This is a genomic window from Geomesophilobacter sediminis (genome assembly GCF_016458275.1).
In the GTDB taxonomy this organism is placed as follows: Bacteria; Desulfobacterota; Desulfuromonadia; order Geobacterales; family Geobacteraceae; genus Geomesophilobacter; species Geomesophilobacter sediminis.
Map to the genome: position 1 here is coordinate 1 of NZ_JAEMHM010000035.1, position 17,829 is coordinate 17,829.

The window sequence follows — 17,829 nt, forward strand, 5'->3', positions numbered from 1 at the left end:
CCTACCGAGGCGCCGTCGACCGTTACCGAGGCGATCTGGTAGCCCGATGCCGGGGTGATGCTGTAGACCTGGGAGCCCCCGGCATTCACCGAGGTGGTCCCGGCCGGGGTGATGCTCCCGCCGGTGCCGGCGCTGGCGGCGATGCTGTAGCTGTTGACCGCGAACGCGGCGGTGATGGTGTGGTTGCCGGCGACGTTCGAGAAGGTGTAGGAGGTGACCGCCCCGACGGAGGCGCCGTCCACGGTAACCCCGGTCACCTTGTAACCCGATGCCGGGGCGATGGCGAAGGACTGCGCGGTGCCCTGCGAAACGACCACCGAACCGCTCGGGGTGATGGTCCCGCCGCTGCCGGCGCTCGCGCTCAGCGTATAGAGGGAGCTGGCCGGCTGCTGCGCCGCTGCGCCGTTGCTGATCTCGCTCGAGTAGGCGCTTTCGTTGCCCAGGCTGTCGTAGGCGGTGACGGCGAAAAAGTACGCGGTGTTGTCCGCCAGGCCGGTAACGGTGTAGCTCGTCAGCTCACCGACGTCGATTTTCTGGGAGTAGCTTCCCGAGTTGGTTCCCACGTAGAGGTTGAAGCCGACGAAGTCCGGAATGGGTGCCCCTCCGGCATAGTTGGTGGGAGCCGCCCAGTTGACGGTTGCCTGAGCGGCGTAGGAAGCGCTTGCCGACCAGGTAAGCGCCAGCAGGGCAATGGCCAGGATGAGGCGGAATTTGTTGGAAAAACGGAGTGTCTGTTTTTTGAATACGTTAATACCGATCACAATTAAGTACCCCCATGCTTTGAAATGGTTGAGGTTGAGAGCGAACCAGCCACGGTGGGTACTGTTTCGCCCGGCAGCCCTGCTGCCATATCCCGGTTAGGGGAGTTAGGCCAGCGGCTTTGCGTCCCACCCTTTCGGGTGGTTTGCCTTTATCAGGCGCTACTGTGTATTGCTTTTGTGGGTGTCGCTTCACCTCCTCAACAAAACGCTTCATTGGAAATGTTTTGTAGAAGAAAGCCCTGTTGGCGGTGGATTCAGTGGGTTCGGCAGCAACGGTGGCGAGATGACCGGGCGCAAAAAAAGCCGGGGCCGGTATCTCTGGTTAGATATTTCGGCGACCCGGCTGTCTCAGAGAGACCCTGTAGGCTTTCCGTCCCATCCTCGCGGGTGGTTTAGTATTATCGATATCAAGCTTATGTCTTAGGTTGAGGTGACTATATGTCAAAAAAGGAAAGTTGTATGTGACATAGGCCACACTTTGTACGACTTCTCATGACGGCACCCTGAAAATGCATCTTTCCTCTGTCAGGACCCCAGGGTCAGGTTCAGAATCGCCCAAAGTTATGTCAGGGATTTTTGGGATAACTACTGGAAATTACGGAATGATAAGGAGCATTTGAGGGGCAGCGCCGCCTCGGGGGAGGGGGGTATTTACGGGGTAAAGAAGGTGGGGAAGTTTCTCACAGGGGAGGGGGCTTCTTGAGGAAGGAGCTCTTGATCAGGAGATGCCTGTTTTCCAACAGCTCTATTTCGCCGCTTCTGCTGAGCCGGTTCATGAGCCGGGAAACGGTCTCGCGGGAGACCGAAGCGTAGTTGGCGATTTCTATCTGGGTCAATTTCAGGGTGACCAGGACCCCGCGCTGATCCTTCACGCCGTACCGCTTGATCATGTTTTTCAGCACCGCACGGACCCGTTCCTCGGCGTCGGCAAAGCTCATCACCTTGAGCATCTGACACGATTCGCGCAGGCGGGAGCAGAGCATCGAGATGAAGTGGTAGAGAACCTCCCGGTTTTTCATGAGGAACCGGTCCAGGTCGGTCTTGGACAAAAGCCCGATCTCGGTCTCCTCCATGGCGATCACCGTGGCCGGTTCGGTCTTGCCGTCGAAAAGCGACAGCTCGCCGAAAAAGTCGTTGCGCCGGTGGATCGCCAGAATGCGCTCCTTACCGTCGTCGCTGAGCTGGATCACCTTCACTTTTCCGGAAAGGATGATGTACATGAACTTCGAGGTGTCCTCCTCGGAGAGGACGACCTGACCCCGGGGAACGCACTGCCTGGTGATCAGCAGGCCGATTTCGGCGGCTTCTTCGTCGGTCAGCTCGGAAAAGATCGGGACCTGACGGATGTCTCCGGCCGGGAAGGCCCTTATGTTTGTCTTTGTGGATGCCATGGCTTCCTAATTATCCGACATGGTGTGTCAATGTCAATGAATTTGTGACTGTTTTAATCGCAGGCGTATATATAATAGCTGGCGCTGATCCAGTAGCTCGCAATGACTCTAATGTGACTCCCATTTGCTAATTAAATCGTAAGATTGACTGTGAGATGATGATGACGTTTGGAACCTGTGTCGGAAGGTGCATTTACTGAATGACACACCGTCAAATTCAGCGCTGTGCGATATCCATTCAATATCAGTGAACTCCGGCCACCGGAACCGTTTCTTTTCCGCATGCCCCGTCCCTGCCGATACGCTCCGGCCTCCTCCTGTTCTCATTAACATCATGGCTAGGGAACCTCCTTTAGCTTCGGTAATTCCGGGGAACGGTGTATGTCCCTCGAAGGATCGGGCGTGGCCTACCTTCCCCCTCGCCAAGGGGGGAACGCGGGTTCCCGTGCCGCGGGTCGTAGCGCAATTCTCCCGGAATTTCCGGGAGGAACCCGTTTGGCGCCGTCGTCTGCTCACCCACCTGTAACGCTCTGTAACCGGCCCATTTCCTTGACCGGGAGCGCCAATAGAGCAATTTGCCACGTGAAATCCCGCGGGCGCAGCCAGGCAGTTTCAATTTAGGTACATTCTTGAGACACAATTGCCGGGCGGAAATTGGATTCCACTGTTGTTTCAGTGGGTTATAAATTGGCACCCCGATTGCTAAGCAAGTTCAGAGCTCAACTTCAAGGTTCGACGTTTGACGATCGACGTTCGGATCTTCCACAGCGCCCTCCCGCGCTGCATTGCGCGAGCGTCGGAGGATCTGCCGCCGGTGCCGCTGGATCCCGGGCCGGCGCCGCAGATCGTGACGACCTCATCCCCGGGCCGCGGATCAACCTCTTCCACCTTCGGAGTCGGTATATGGAGACAATGGCAGCAATACAACTGCTGGTTCCATGCTTGACTCGTGCTCTGCCGATCGCACTTCCCGAAGCGGCATCCGTCGTCACCGGGTATGCGGCATCTTCGCCAGCGGTGGGCGAAGATGCGGGGTACTGACCGATGCCGGCGGAAGACGAAGGTGGGGTAATGCGGATCGCCGGCGAGGTCTGCCAGGTCCCGCGACCCTTCTTCGCCTTCGTGACCGCCATTCGTGAGGACCAGAGGATTACCCTCTGGGATGAGGCGGGACGCCGCCGTTTGAAAGTGGAAACGTTCTGGAGCTCGCTTACCTCCCGGCGTTTCGCTGAGCGTCATTGATACCGGGGGACGGCGCACCACGCGCCATCCCCACCCTGGCCCGGCCGCCCGGGAAGACCGCAGGCGCCCTTGATCCTCTCGGCACAAGCGGCCCTGCGCGGCCGGGCTCTTTCCCCCTCACCCGGACATGTTTCGGAGTCCGAGCTGTTTCAGACGGCGGTGCAGCGTCTGCCGGGTCACCCCCAAAAGGGGGGCCGCTGCGGAAACGTTCTGGCCGCACGAATCCAGGGTCGCGACGATCAGGTCCTTTTCCAGCTGCACCAGCGCCTCGGACCGGCGGACCGCGACCGCCACCTTCCCGGTTTTCGGGATTTCCAGGTCCAGGGCTGCGGGCGTGATTGCGCTGTCGTTGTGGATCACCATCGCGCGCTTGATCTTGTTGATGATCTCCCGGACGTTCCCCGGCCAGTCGTAGGCGTTGATCGCCTCGACCGCCTCGCTGGTGAAGGTCTTGGTCGTGCACTGTTCCCGGCAGAACTTGTTCAGGAAAAAACGCGCCAGCACGATCTTGTCATCCCCGCGCTCCCTAAGCGGCGGGAGGTTGATGCCGAACTCGTTCAGGCGGTAGTAGAGGTCCTTGCGGAATTTCCCCTCCTCGATCAACGCGACGATGTCCCGGTTGGTGGCGGCAATCAGGCGTACGTCGACCTTCTTCGCGGTAACCGATCCCACCTTTTCGATCTTCCGGTCCTGCAGAAAGCGCAAAAGCTTCACCTGCAGGGCCATCGGCATCTCCCCGATCTCGTCCAAAAAGATGGTCCCCCCGTCGGCGTATTCCAGCTTCCCGGTGGTGCTGGCATGGGCCCCGGTGAAGGCCCCCTTTTCGTGGCCGAAAAGCTCCGATTCCAGGAGGTTCTCCGGTATCGCCCCGCAGTTGATGGCGACGAAGGGGGCGTTTTTGCGCGCGCTTTTCTCGTGGATCGCCTGGGCGGTCAGCTCCTTGCCGGTGCCGCTTTCCCCCAAGAGGAGGACCGAGATGTCGGTGGTGGCGACCTTCCGGATCTGGGAGAACACCTCGAGCATCGACGGGCAGGTGCCGACGAACTCGCCGTCGGCATCCTCGCTGAAGGCGGCGGGGGCGTCGGAGGTGAGCTGATCCAGGTACTCGTAAGTCCGGCACAGCTGCTCGCAGGTCAGCTTCGGGATGATCGAGTTCACCCGCAGCATGAGGTGGCGGTGCTCGTAGTAGTTGAAATACGCTTGCGAGTCGAAGTCCTGCTTCCAGCCGCACTTCCTGCAGATTTCCCGTGGCCCGTTGCTGACCGAGCCGCAAAACAGGCAGGTGGCGCGGTTCGACAGCCGGCTCGAGATGAAATCCCACAGCTTGTTCCGGCTGGACTGGTTGATAATGCAGAAGTCTATGGCATAGCCGCCGCGCTCCTCCCGGATGACCTTGACCAGGTGGGTCATGTTCTCCTGGGCCCGCAGCCGGTAATTCAAGAGGATGCTCTTGTTGAGCTCGAGATTGCCGTGGGCCGCACTCTTGGTCTTGATGAACGCGCCGTTCATCCCCAAATCGGTGATGACGAGGTCCGACGCGGCAGGCTTCTTGTCGATCGATACCGGAATTGCGACCTTGATCCGGGGACTCAGACGCGGCATAGATACACCTCCATAGGTGGATTGGCTCTTTTGGGAGAGGTCATTCCAGGGTAAAGGGGACGGCGATGCCGACCCCCGACAACGGGGCTCCGTTCCCGTCCTTGGCGACGAACTCGGAGACCCAGAAATCTCCCGGCAGTGGCGCCGCGCCGGGGGGGATGTCGCAGAGCAGGGTGAGGATCTCGGCCAGGGGGAGACTTCCCGTGGTGCCTGCGACTATGTACACCGTTGCCGAATTGCCGCTGTCGGCCGGGAAGTAGCGTGCCTGGACCTGGGTGCTCGTGTTAGCGCCCGAGGCGGCCAGGACCCCGTCGAGGAGTTCGACGACGTCCGGGTTTTTGAAATCCCCCTTCAGGGTCACTCCCACCGGGAGGTGCAGCATGAAGCTGACTCCGCCCACGGCCGTGGCCGGGTCGAGCTTGCCGGCAAGGCTGATCTTCAGCTTTTTGGTGCTCCCCCCCAGGGTCCCCAGGTTGGTGAGGGTGCTGTCGGTGACCCCGGTGAGGTTTACCTCCGAGGCGAGGAATTCCTTGAGCGCGGTCCCCAGCGACACCGCCGCCTCGGTGGCCATGCTTCCCGAGGCGATGGAACCGTTCAGGTCCTGCAGGGTGGCGGCAACCGATCCCGATCCCTTGGCCAGCCAGGAAATGGCCGCCAGCGCCAGTGAGTAGTCCTTCTGTTCCTGGGTGGTGCCCTGGTTGCCGAACCCGGCGTCGGAGCGGTCGGCCCGAACCGGATCGGTGGCGATGATATCCACCCTGAAGAGCTCCGAAATCTGGCTGTTGGCCGAGTTGACGGCGGTTGCGGTGAGCGTTCCCCCTGACGCCTGCAGGGCCTGGCGTACCGCAAGTTCGGTCAAGGGGGTCACCGCAACGGTCGGCGTGCCGGACGGGTTGGCGAGGGCGGCCCGCAGCGGGGCATCGCTGCCGATGGAAAGGGTCTGGCCGGTCGCCTCGTCCAGGTAGCTGCCGTAGGCCTGGACCATGACCACGCCGGTGTAGGAGCTGCCGCTGACCGCCTTGGTGGTCGGGATGCGCACCGAATAGTTCCCGAAGGCCCCGATGGTGCTTCGGCGCAGAAGGGTCTTGTTCCCCTGGCCGTCGACCGAATAGACCTCGACGGTTCCGCTGGTGAAAAGCCCCTTGGAGGCGACCCCGGTGAGCTTGGTATCGGTGCTCGACGATCCGTCGCCCCCCGCGGAAATGGTGCTCTTGTCGTCGAATCCGCCGAACGAGCATCCCCCAAGGGCCAACGTCATCAGCAGCAGGGTCAGTATCAGCTTTGCGTCACGTATCTTCATAACTGCTTCCTCTTTCCGCATCGCAGGTTTCGCCGACGAGTTCTCGTCAATCAATGGTGATCAGGCCGACAATCAACTTGAGGATCACCACCACGTCCCCCACGTCGATGACACCGTCCGACTGCGGCACGCCGTTCACCAGCGGTGCCACGTCGCCGTAGATCAGCTCGCTGTCCGTCTGCGGCAAAAGCCCCGCCGCGATCTGCAGCGCGATCAGCGCATCGGTGATGTCCACCCTGCCGTCGTTGTTTAGGTCCCCTTTGGGAAGGCTCGCGCTGATGATGTTGCGCTGCACCACGGTCTGGTTCCCCCCCTCGTCGGTTGCGGTGACCACCAGGTGGTACACCTTGGTCTCGGCGAGGGAGATCTGCTGCGTGAAACTGCCGTCGACCACCGCCGGTGAGTAGGTGTGCGTCCCCTCGCTCACCGTCACGGTGACCGAGCTGAGCGCGTCCGCCACCGTCCCCTTGATCGTCATGATGTTCATGTTGGTGCGCAGGTCCGCCCCCGGATCGGTGACCGCCAGGGTCGGCTTGGTGTCGTCGTAGACCACCGTCCGCTTGCCCGAGCTCTGGTTTCCCGCCAGGTCGGTGACCTTCACCACCAGCGTGTTGCACCCCTCGGTCAGGTTGGGCGTGGCGCTGAAGCTGGCGCCGTCGAGCGCGGCCTGCTGCGCCGATTGGAGTACCGGCACCTGCTGGCAGTCGAAGACGTCGACCTCGACCGACTGCACCGCCTTGTTGGCGCTCCCGGACAGGGTGAGAAACGGCTTGCCGGTGGTGCTGTTGTCCGCCGGCGCGGTGATCTGGATCTGGGGCGCGTTCAAGTCGTAGGTGATCGTTCTCGTGTTGGCGGACTGGTTCCCCGCCGCATCGGTCGCGGTGAGCCGTATCGTGTTGGCCCCGGGGCGGAGCTTTTGCTGCAGCAGGTAGCTGAAGCCGCCCGAGGCATCGACCGCGATGTTGTCGCCGTAGGAGGCGCCGGGGGAGGTCACGTCGATGGTGAGCCCGGCGAGGCCGTTGGCGTCGGAGAGGGTCCCGGCGATGTTGAGCTCGTTGTTGTTGGTGAACGACCCGTCCGGCAGGGTCGAGATCTGCTGGAACGCCGGTGCGGTGAGGTCCACGGTCCAACTCGCCGTGGTGGCGCTCGCCTCGGCCTGCCAGTTCCCCGCGGTGTCCTTGGCGATTGCCGCCAGGGTATGGGGCCCTTCCGCGAGCGCCTTGAGCTGGATCGGGGCCGCCACCGGCGTTTCCGCGGAGTAGGCGCCGCCGTCAAGCTGGTAGCGGTAGGCGGTGACGTCGATCCCGCCTACCGTGATGCTGGCCGAGGCGACGTTGGTCAGGGCAGCCGGGGCGCCGCTGAGGGTGGCGGTGGAGGACTTGGTGTTGATGGTCCAGCGGTACAGCGGCGGGGCGGGATCGAGGTTGCCGGCGAGGTCCTTGGCCCGCACGCCGAAGGAGTGGCTGCCGTCCGGCAGCGTGGAGAAGTCGAAGGGATACGGGGAAGCGCAGGCGGCGTACCCCGCGCCGTCGACGGTGCACTCGAAGGTGGCGGTGCTGTCGGCCGAGCCGAAGCTGAAGCTCCCGGTCCGGGCGTTGGTCGGATTGGCCGGGGTGCCGGTCAGCTGGGTGTCCGGGGCGGTGGTGTCGACGACGATGGTGGTGCGGTCGGCGATGTTCTGCCCGGCGGGGACCGCCGGATTGGCCGTCGCGTTGCCGGCGGCGTCGGTGAGCGTTCCGGCCACCGCGCTCACGGCCAGGGCGGCCGCGTTTTGTCCCGCCGCGACGGTGTAGCTGCTGCTGACCGAGGTGACGTTGGCCAGGGGGCCGATCGCCACGGTAGCCCCCGAATTGAGGGTGACGGTGAGGCCGTTCGAGGAAACGGGCTCGCTGAAGTTGAGGGTGACGTTGAGGGCGCTTCCGGCACGGTAGTAGCCGTTGGCCGAGGTCGTGGCGGCGGAGGCGATCCCCGGTGCGACGGTGTCCCATATCACGGTCACATCGCTCGAGGTGGCATTTCCGGCCGGGTCGGTCGCGGTAAAGCGGACCAGATAGGTGCCGTCCCGGCTGACCGAGATCGCGGTGGCGAGGTCGTTGGGGGTGGCAAAGAGGACGTCCCCCGGTCCCGACACCTTGCTCCAGGCGTACGTTAAGGGATAGCTGTCCGACGCGGTGGCGGTCTGGGTGAAGACGGCGTTTCGGGTCTGGTTCGCCCCTGCGCTCACCACCGGGGAGGTGGTGTCGATGACGATGGTACGCCCGTCGGAGAGGTTCTTGCCGCTGGGCAGGGTCGGGTTCCCGGTGGCGTTTCCCGCCGGATCGGTGATGACGCCGGTAATGGAGGTGATCGCCAGGGCCGCGCTATTTTCGCCGGCCCCGACCCCGTAGCTCCCGCTGTAGCCGGTCGCGCCGGTCAGGGGACCGGTGTTGAGCACCGCACCGGAATTGAAGGCTATGGTCAGCCCGGTCGTCGAGACCGGCTCGCTGAAGGCGAGGGCGACGTTGATGGCGCTTCCCGCCCGGTAGGCGCCGCTGGGGGTCGTCGTGGAGGCGCCGGTGATCCAGGCGGCCGTGGTGTCGATGGTGATGGCAAAGCCCGCCGCGGCGGACCAGTTGCCGGCCGCGTCGCGCTCTTCGACGTAGAGCGTGTGGGTTCCCGCGTTAAGGGGGGCGGTGGGGGTAAAGCTCGTGGCGGCGGTCTGGGTGCCGCCCGAGCTGAAATCGGCGCTGTCCAGCTGGTAGCGGAAGGTTCCGTTCCCGCCGGCCGAGCTCCAGCTCCAGGCCGGGGTCACCACGTTGGTCGGAGTGGTGCCGCTGACCGATGGGGACGCGGGCAGGGTCCGCTTGATGACCAGCGGTCCGGCGTAGCTGGAAAATACCGTGGTCGCCTCGTCCGCGATCTTGGCGTAGACGTAGTAGGTTCCGTCGGTCAGGAGCGAGGTGTCCCAGGCATAGCTGTGGGCCGCATCGTTCATCCGGAGCCCGGTGACGATCTGGGTTCCCCCGTAGCCGGAGCCGGCGCGGTCGTAGTAGAGGGTGATGGTCGGGTTTGAGTCCGGGTCGCTCGCGTTCCAGGCGATGGTGTAGTTAACCGGACTCGCCGCGTTGATCGGCGGCTCGGCGGCACCCGGCGCGGTGATGGTGATGGCCGGCGGGTCGTTCACCCCGTTGCTGTCCACGAAGAACTGCTGGACCGGCATCCACGCGCTGTAGTAGTTGTGGACGTCCTTGGCGCGGGCGGTCCAGTAGTAGCTCTGGAGGTTCTGCAGCGGCGGGTCCACGGTCCAGGTCGTCCCCTGGTCGATGGCGCCGGCAACCTGCGTGGTCGGGGAGAGACTCGCGTCGCTGTAGATGGCGAACTCGTAGCTGAGATCGTCGTGATCCACGTCGGTGGATGCGTTGATCGAAAGCGTCGGGGCGACGGCGGCCACCCGGCTGTTGTTGGCCGGGTTTTTCAGGGTCGGTGCGGTCGGGGCGTTATTGGTCGTGTTGACGAAGAAGCTCCCCGTCGCCATCCACGCTCCGTCGGTCTGGCCGTCGTTTGCTTTGACCCGCCAGTACCAGACGGTGTTGTCGGTCAGGGGGGCGGGGGTCCAGCTGGTGGTCCCGGCACCTTCGGCGACCGCGCCGGAGCTCTGCTTGGCGGCGGAGTTGAAGGTGTTGGCCGTGTCGATCTCGAAGAAGTAGGCCAGGGTGTCGCGGTCCACGTCGGTGGCATTGGTCACCACGAGCGCCGGGGTGAGGGTGACGACCTCGTTCACGTTGTAGGTGCCGTTTACCGGGGCGCTCAGGGTCGGGGCGGTGGGCGGGTCGTTGGCGGTGTTCGCGAAAAACGACGCGCTGATCCAGGTCCCGGCCAGGCCGTGCTGGTCGCGCGGCCGGCAGCGCCAGTAGTAGAGGGTGTTGTCGGAAAGCGGAGTGGAGACGGTCCAGGCCGTGGTGCCGCCGCTTCCCTCGGCGACCCCGGTGGTCGAAGAGACGATGTTGGCAAAGCCGCTGTCGGAGGCGACGTCGAACTCGTAGCTTACCGTGTCGTGGTTGGCATCCGTTGCGTTGGTGACGGTGAGCGCGGGGGTGAGGGTGGTCACCTCGGTTCCATCTGCCGGGGTGCTCACCGCCTGCCCGGCCGGAGCGAGGTTGGCCGTGCTCAGGAAGAAGCTCGCGGTCTCCAGGTAGCTGCTGTTGACGCTCCCGTCGCTGGCGAGGGCGCGCCAGTAGTAGGTGGTGTTGTCCGCAAGCGGCGTCCCGATGGTCCAGGAGGCGACGCCGTCGGTTGCGGTCACCCCGCTTTGGGAGCCGGCGAGGGTGCTGAAGTCGCTGGTGGCGCTCACCTCGAAGGAATAGGTGAGCGGGTCGCCGTCGGCGTCCGTGGCCGCGTTGACCTTGAAGGTCGGGGTGAGGGTGGTGACCTCGTTGGCGTTGTAGGAGCCGTTGACCGGCGCGTTCAGGGTCGGCACCGTGGGGGGATGGTCGGACGCCACCGAGCGCACGAAACTCGCGGTATTGCCTGAGCTGCTCACCCCGTTCCCGGCGGGGTCGGCGATGCTGCTTGATGCGGTCACCGTGTAGCTGGTGCCGATCGCCTGCAGGCTCGTGGTGAGGCGGTAGGTGGTGCCGGAGACGAAGGTGGCGGCGGAAACGGTCAGGCCTTGGTCGGCGGCGTAGTTGGCCGCTTGGTCCGCACCGAGCACCGGCTCGGAGAAGGTGACATCCACGTGGGTGGAGTCGACGTAGGCTGCTGCCGGATTCAGGGCGGGAGAGACGGTATCCCAAACCAGGGTCGTCTCGCCGTAGCCGGAATTTCCGGCGGCGTCGGTTGCGGTGAGCCGGATCACGTAGGTCCCATCCGCGCTCGCACTGACCGTGGTGGCCGAGGCCGCGGGGCTCCCGAAGCTTAACGATCCCGGTCCGGTTTGCTGGGTCCACTGATAGGTAAGCGCCGTGGCGTCGGTTGCCGTGCCGGTCTGGGTGAAGGTGGCGTTTCGTACCTGGTTCGCCCCGGCCGAGACGGTGGGGGCGGTGGTGTCCCAGATAAGGGTCATTTCGCTGTAGGCGGAGTTGCCGGCTGCGTCGGTCGCGGTGAGCCGGACCCGGTAGCTGCCGTCGGAGTTAGCCGCGATGGTGGTCGAGGGGGCGGTCGGGGTTCCGAAGCTTAAGGCCCCGGGGCCCGCCTGCTTGCTCCACTGGTAGGTGAGCGCGGTGGCGTCGGTCGCCGTCCCGGTCTGGGTGAAGCTGGCGTTCTTGATCTGGTTCGGGCCCGCCGATACCGTCGGCACCGTCGTGTCCCAGGTAAGGGTCATTTCTCCGTAGGCGGAGTTTCCCGCCGCATCGGTCGCGGTGAGTCGGATGACGTAGGAGCCGTCGGCGTTCGCGTTAATGGTGGTGGCTGCGGCGGTCGGGGTCCCGAAACTGACGGTTCCCGGGCCGCTTTGCTGCGACCACTGGTAGGTGAGCGCCGTGGCGTCGGTCACCTTTCCGCTCTGGGTGAAGCTGCCGCCTTGGGTCTGGTTCGGCCCGGCCGACACGACCGGCGCGGTGGTGTCCCAGATAAGGGTCATCTCGCTGTAGGCCGAGTTCCCCGCGCTGTCGGTCGCGGTGAGCCGGATCACGTAGGAGCCGTCGGCGCTGGCAGCAATGGCGGTGGCTGCGGCGGTCGAGGTTCCGAAGCTGACGGTTCCCGGGCCGCTTTGCTTGGTCCACTGGTAGGTGATCGCGTTGGTGTCGCTGGCGCTTCCGGTTTGGGTAAAACTGCCGTTTTTGATTTGGTTGGTCCCGGCGGAGACGGTGGGGGGGGTGGTATCCCAGATAAGGGTCATCTCGCTGTAGGCGGAGTTCCCGGCTGCGTCGGTCGCGGTGAGCCGGACCAGGTAACTGCCGTCGGTAGTCGCTGCCATGGAGGTCGACGGGGCGGTCGGGGTTCCGAAGCTTAAGGAGCCCGGGCCCGCCTGCTTGCTCCACTGGTAGGTAAGCGCGGTCACGTCGGCCGCCGTTCCGGTCTGGGTGAAGCTCCCGTTCTTGACCTGGTTCGGGCCGGCCGATACCGCCGGCACCGTCGTGTCCCAGGTAAGGGTCATCTCGCCGTAGGCGGAGTTCCCCGCCGCGTCGGTGGCGGTGAGCCGGACCACGTAGATCCCGTCGGCGTTTGCGCCGATGGTGGTGGCTGCGGCGGTCGGGGTTCCGAAACTGATGCTTCCCGGGCCGCTTTGCTGCGACCACAGATAGGTAAGCGCGGTGGCATCGGTCACCGTCCCGGCCTGGGTGAACCTCGTATTTTGGGTCCGGTTGGGACCCGCGGACACGGTAGGCGCGGTGGTGTCCCAGGTAAGGGTCATTTCGCTGTAGGCGGCGTTCCCCGCGCTGTCGGTCGCGGTGAGGCGGATCACGTAGGAGCCGTCGGCACTCGCGGCGATGCTGGTGGCCGCCGCGGTCGGGGTACCGAAACTGACGGTTCCCGGGCCGCTTTGCTTGGTCCATTGGTAGGTGAGCGGGTTGGTGTCGCTGGCACTCCCGGTCTGGGTGAAGCTTGCATTTTTGAACTGGTTCGGTCCGGCCGACACGGTCGGTTTGGTCGTATCCCAGAGCAGGGTCATTTCGCTGTAGGCGGAGTTTCCGGCGGCGTCGGTCGCGGTGAGCCGTATTACGTAGGAGCCGTCGACGGTTGCGGCGATGGTGGTGGACGGGGCCGCCGGGGTGCCGAAGCTGACGTTTCCGGGGCCGCTTTGCTGGGTCCATTGATAGCTAAGGGCGGTGACATCGGTCGCCGAGCCGGTTTGGGTGAAGCTCCCGTTTTTCTTCTGGCTTGCTCCGGCGGAGACGACGGGCGCGGTGGTGTCCCATACCAGGGTTGCCTCGCTGTAGGCGGAATTGCCTGCGGCGTCGGTCGCGGTGAGCCGGATCAGGTAGGAGCCCTCGGCGCTCGCGGCGATGCTGGTAGAGGCGGCGGTCGGGCTCCCGAAGCTGATGGTTCCCGGCCCGCTTTGCTGCGTCCATTGGTAGGTGAGCGCGGTGGCGTCGGTTGCGCTCCCGGGCTGGGTGTAGCCGGCGTTCCTGATCTGGTTGCCTCCGGCGGACACCGTCGGTGGCGTCGTGTCCCAGGTAAGGGTCATCTCGCTGTAGGCGGAGTTCCCTGCGGCGTCGGTCGCGGTGAGCCGGATCAGGTATATGCCGTCGGCGTTGGCGGCGATGGTGGTGGATGAGGCGGTCGGGGTCCCGAAGCTGATGGTTCCCGGACCGCTTTTTTGCGTCCATTGGAAGGTAAGGGCGGTGGCGTCACTGACCGTCGCGGTCTGGGTGAACTGCGCGTTTCGGGTCTGGTTCGCTCCTGCGTTCACCGTCGGCGGGGCGGTGTCGACGACGATGGTCCGCAGGTCGCTTATGTTCTTGCCGCTGGGCAGGGTCGGGTTCACGACGCCGTTTCCCGCTGCGTCGGTGATTGTGCCGCTGATGGCCGTGACAGCCAGGGCCGCGGTATTCTGGCCGGCCGCCACCTGGTAGTTTCCGCTGTAGCTGGTCGCGTTGGCAAGGGAACCGGTGCTGACCGCTGCGCCGGAATTCAGGGTAATGGTCAGCCCGGTGGTGGAGATTGGTTCACTGAAGGAGATGGTGAGGTTGATGACGTTTCCGGCCCGGTACACGCCGCTGGCGGTCGTCGAGGAGGCCCCGGTGAGCGACGGCGGGGTCAGGTCGATGGTGATGGCGAAGCTTGCCGTGGTGGACCAGTTGCCGGCCGAGTCCCGTTCCTGCAGGTAGAGCGTGTGGGTACCGGCGGCAAGGGACGCGGCAGGGGTAAAGCTCGTGGCGGTGGTTTGCGTGCCGCCCGAGCTGAAATCGGCGCTGTCGAGCTGGTAGCGGAAGGTGCCGTTGCCGCCGCCACCGGAACTCCAGCTCCAGGTCGGGGTGGCGTCGTTGGTCGAGGTGGTGCCGCTGGGAACCGGGGGCGGGGGGAGAGCTCGCTTGATGATCAGCGGCCCGGAGTAGGCAGACGATACCGTCGTCGCCTCGTCGGCGATCTTTGCGTAGATGTAGTAGGTCCCGTCAGCAAGGGCCGAAGTATCCCAGGCATAGGTATGGGCCGGGTCGTTCATCCGGATTCCGGTGGTGATCTGGGTTCCCGCGTAGCCGCTACCGGTGCGGTCGTAGTAGAGGGTGATGGTCGGGTTTGAGTCGGGGTCGCTCGCGCTCCAGGCGATGGAGTAGGTCGCCGGGCTGGCCGCGTTGATCGGCGGCTCGGCGGCACCCGGTGCGGTGATGGTGATGGCCGGCGGGTCGTTCACCCCGTTTGCGTCCACGAAGAATTGTCTGGCCGGCATCCATGCGCTGTACAAGCCGTGGACATCCTTAGCCCGGGCGGTCCAGTAGTAGGTGGTTTCGTCATGGAGCGCAGGTGCCACGGTCCAACTGGTCCCCTGGCCGGTAGCGGCGGCAACCTGCGCGGTGAGGTTGCTGTCGCTGTAGACGGCGAACTCGTAGCTGAGATCGTCGTGGTCCAGGTCGCTCGATGCGTTGATCGAAAGCGTCGGAGCGACGGCGGCCACCCAGCTGTTGTTGGCCGGGTTCTGCAAGGTCGGCGTCGTGGGAGCGTCGTTCGCCGTGTTGACGAAGAAGCTTCCGGTCGCCATCCACGGCCCGTCGGCTTGGCCGTCGTTTGCCTTCACCCGCCAATACCAGACGGTGTTGTCGGTCAGGGCGGCCGGGGTCCAACTGGTCGTCCCGGAACCTTCGGTGATCGCGCCGGAACTCTGTTTGGCGGCGGAGTTGAAGGTGTTGGCCGTATCTATCTCGAAGAAGTAGGTCAGGTGGTCGCGGTCGGGGTCGGTGGCGTTTGTTACCGTAAGTGCCGGGGTGAGGGTGGTGACCTCGTTCACGTTGTAGCTGCCGTTGGCCGGGGCGCTCAAGGTCGGAGCGGTGGGCGGGTCGTTGGCGGTGTTCGCGAAAAACGACGCGCTGATCCAGTTTCCGGCCAAGCCGTGCTGGTCGCGCGGCCGGCAGCGCCAGTAATAGAGGGTGTTGTCGGCAAGCGCGGGGGAGACGTTCCAGGCGGTGGTGCCACCGGCTCCCTCTAGGACGCCGGTGGTCGAGGCAACGATGTTGGCAAAGCCGCTGTCGGAGGCGACGTCGAAGTCGTAGCTCACCGTGTCGTGGTTGGGGTCCGTCGCGTTGGTGACGGTGAGCGCGGGGGTGAGGGTGGTCACCTCGGTCCCATCTGCCGGCGCGCTGACCGCCTGCCCGGCCGGAGCGACGTTGGCGGTGCTGACGAAGAAGCTTCCGGTGGTCATGTAGTTGCTGTTGACGCTTCCGTCGCTGGCCAGAGCGCGCCAGTAGTAGGTGGTGTTGTCGGCAAGCGGGGTCCCGATGGTCCAGGAGGCGACGCCGTCCGTTGCGGTCACCCCGCTTTGGGAGCCGGCCAGGGTGCTGAAGTCGTTGCTGGCGCTCACCTCGAAGGAATAGGTGAGCGGGTCGCCGTCGGCGTCCGTGGCCGCGTTGACCTTGAAGGTCGGGGTGAGGGTGGTGACCTCGTTGGAGTTGTAGGAACCGTTGACCGGCGCGTTCAGCGTCGGGACGGTGGGGGGATGGTCTGAAGCCAAGGAGCGCACGAAACTCGCGCTGTTCGCGGCGCCGCTCACGCCGTTTCCGGCCATATCGGTGATGCTGCCCGATGCGGTGACCGTGTAGCTGGTGCCGATCGCCTGCAGGGTGGTGGTGAGGCGGTAGGTGGTGCCGGATACCAGGGTGGCGGCGGTAACGGTGAGCCCATTGCTGGCACTGTAGTTGGCCGCTTGGTCGGCACCGACGACCGGCTCGGAGAAGGTGACATCCGCGTGGGTCGCGTCGACGAAGGACGCTGCCGGGTCAAGGGCGGGAGGTACGGTGTCCCAGGTGAGGGTCGCATCGCTGTAGGCGGAGTTGCCGGCGGCGTCGGTTGCGGTGAGGCGCAGCGTGTAGATCCCGTCGGCGCTCGCGGCAACGGTGGTGGCCACTGCCGCCGGGCTCCCGAAGCTGATCGACCCCGGGCCGCTTTGCTTGGTCCATTGGTAGGTAAGCGCCGTGGCGTCGGTTGCCGTGCCGGTCTGGGTGAAGGTAGCGTTTCTTACCTGGTTCGCCCCGGCCGAGACGGTGGGGGGAGTGGCATCCCAGGTAAGGTTCATCTCGCTGTAGGCGGAGTTTCCTGCGGCGTCGGTTGCGGTGAGGCGCAGGGTGTAGTTGCCGTCGGCGCTGGCGGAAACCTTGGTGGATAAGGCGGTTGGGCTTCCGAAGGTTATCGTGCCGGGGCCGGTGATCATGCTCCAGGCGTAGGTCATGGCGCTGGCGTCGGTCGCGGTCGCGGTCTGGGTGAAGTCGGTCCAGGCGATCTTGTCGGGACCGGCGTTCACCGTAGGTGGGGTGGTATCGAGGACGATTTCGGCCTGCGCTGTCGAGAGGGGATAGGAACTATCGTCCAGAGCGGTTACCGCGACGGTGTTGTTCCCTTCCCGCAATGTGACGGTATAGGACCAGACGCCGTCGTGAAATTTAATGATGGAAACCGGATCGGCATCATTCACCACGACGGAAAGGGTCTTGGCACCTTCCTCGACGGTCCCGCTCACTGTCTGCGGGCTCACGGATGTCAGAGGCACGGCGGTTATGGTAACCGCGAACGCGACGCGGGCGAAGCTCAAGACGATCAACACCAGTAACGTACGCTGCAAGCCAACAAACCAAGACATGTGGACCCCTCCTCTCCAACTGCTGGTTCATCTGTTGCGAACAGCTCCGGGGGGAGAAACGTCGACTTCAGGTTACGTCTGAGGTTTTTGCTGAAAAACACCACCAGCGGGTGCCGTGTCCGCGAGCAGGTGCTGCTGGTGCGGAGGATCGGGAAATCATGGTGCGGCGCGAAACGGGAGGATCAGGGAGGCAGGGCGGCTTACCGGTCCCGGTTTTACGGCCAGGATTGAGCCGGATCGAATTGCAGCGAAAAAGAGCAGGCGCCGGCGGAAAACTCCGGCAGACCAGCCCGTTACCACCCGGCGGGACCACGAACGACTGCCGCAAACTACCAGAGCGGGCCGGTCGTCTCCTCCCGGGGGGGGAGACCGACTGGCGGGTCAGCTGGCGCGGCTGTGACGAGGTGGCACCGACGCGGAGAAAAGGCCTCCCGCGGAAATAAATCTACGGGTAGATACTCAATTCTCGGTAAAACTGGATTAAAAAACTGTCATAGAAAAAAGTTACTCACACACTTGACGCAACCTCATGTTTGAGTGAAAGTGTAGCTGTGTCTTTACAGTTGACAATGAAAAAAAATATTTTTTTACAATAGAAACGAAGTGTAAAAAATGCTGACACAAGGGAAATTAATAAAATATAATGACTGCGATGGGGCCTGGTTTTTAATTCTTATGCAATGCCTTCTCCTCACCTGTAACACTCTGGTTTCTTCCCTTAGCTTCCTGGTTACAAGTTAAAAAGCCGTTGGGATATAGTGTGTTATCCGGGGTAGGTTCGGTAGGGGAATCATCTTTGCTGAAGCGTTCTGCGCCTGCAGTGTGGGT

General features: G+C 63.9%; 6 protein-coding genes and 2 riboswitches. Of the genes, 1 reads left to right on the top strand and 5 read right to left on the bottom strand.

The annotated features are described in order from the left end of the window. Positions 1-761, bottom strand: a 761-nt coding sequence (locus JFN93_RS25995; protein WP_199387104.1) for an InlB B-repeat-containing protein, incomplete at its 3' end; no start/stop codon positions are given. A 69-nt stretch (positions 762-830) separates the two neighbouring features. Next, a riboswitch (cyclic di-GMP riboswitch) is annotated at positions 831-919 on the bottom strand. Positions 920-1,091: 172 nt separating this feature from the next. Then, positions 1,092-1,168, bottom strand: a riboswitch (cyclic di-GMP riboswitch). 273 nt (positions 1,169-1,441) lie between these two features. Next, entirely contained in the window at positions 1,442-2,152 is a 711-nt protein-coding gene (locus JFN93_RS24935) for a Crp/Fnr family transcriptional regulator (RefSeq protein WP_199387105.1), read from the bottom strand. Positions 2,153-3,196: 1,044 nt separating this feature from the next. On the opposite strand from JFN93_RS24935, the gene JFN93_RS24940 reads away from it, so the two are divergent. Beyond that, positions 3,197-3,394, top strand: coding sequence for a hypothetical protein (locus JFN93_RS24940; protein WP_199387106.1), 198 nt, complete (start codon positions 3,197-3,199; stop codon positions 3,392-3,394). 117 nt (positions 3,395-3,511) lie between these two features. On the opposite strand, the gene JFN93_RS24945 is transcribed toward JFN93_RS24940, so the two are convergent. From JFN93_RS24945 to JFN93_RS24955, 3 genes are read right to left on the bottom strand one after another with little or no spacing between them, the layout of a single operon-like run. Next, complete coding sequence (locus tag JFN93_RS24945; RefSeq protein WP_199387107.1) at positions 3,512-4,996, bottom strand: sigma-54 interaction domain-containing protein; 1,485 nt, start codon at positions 4,994-4,996, stop codon at positions 3,512-3,514. Positions 4,997-5,036: 40 nt separating this feature from the next. Then, positions 5,037-6,296, bottom strand: coding sequence for a hypothetical protein (locus tag JFN93_RS24950; protein WP_199387108.1), 1,260 nt, complete (start codon positions 6,294-6,296; stop codon positions 5,037-5,039). Between the two features lie 46 nt (positions 6,297-6,342). Continuing rightward, entirely contained in the window at positions 6,343-17,001 is a 10,659-nt protein-coding gene (locus tag JFN93_RS24955) for a PKD domain-containing protein (protein ID WP_199387109.1), read from the bottom strand. Positions 17,002-17,829 lie beyond the last annotated feature (828 nt).

Bases quoted from the DNA above. Each gene is read 5' to 3' on its own strand.
- JFN93_RS24935 (WP_199387105.1), bottom strand. From the start codon at position 2,152: ATGGCATCCACAAAGACAAACATAAGGGCCTTCCCGGCCGGAGACATC.
- JFN93_RS24940 (WP_199387106.1), top strand. From the start codon at position 3,197: ATGCCGGCGGAAGACGAAGGTGGGGTAATGCGGATCGCCGGCGAGGTC.
- JFN93_RS24945 (WP_199387107.1), bottom strand. From the start codon at position 4,996: ATGCCGCGTCTGAGTCCCCGGATCAAGGTCGCAATTCCGGTATCGATC.
- JFN93_RS24950 (WP_199387108.1), bottom strand. From the start codon at position 6,296: ATGAAGATACGTGACGCAAAGCTGATACTGACCCTGCTGCTGATGACG.
- JFN93_RS24955 (WP_199387109.1), bottom strand. From the start codon at position 17,001: ATGTCTTGGTTTGTTGGCTTGCAGCGTACGTTACTGGTGTTGATCGTC.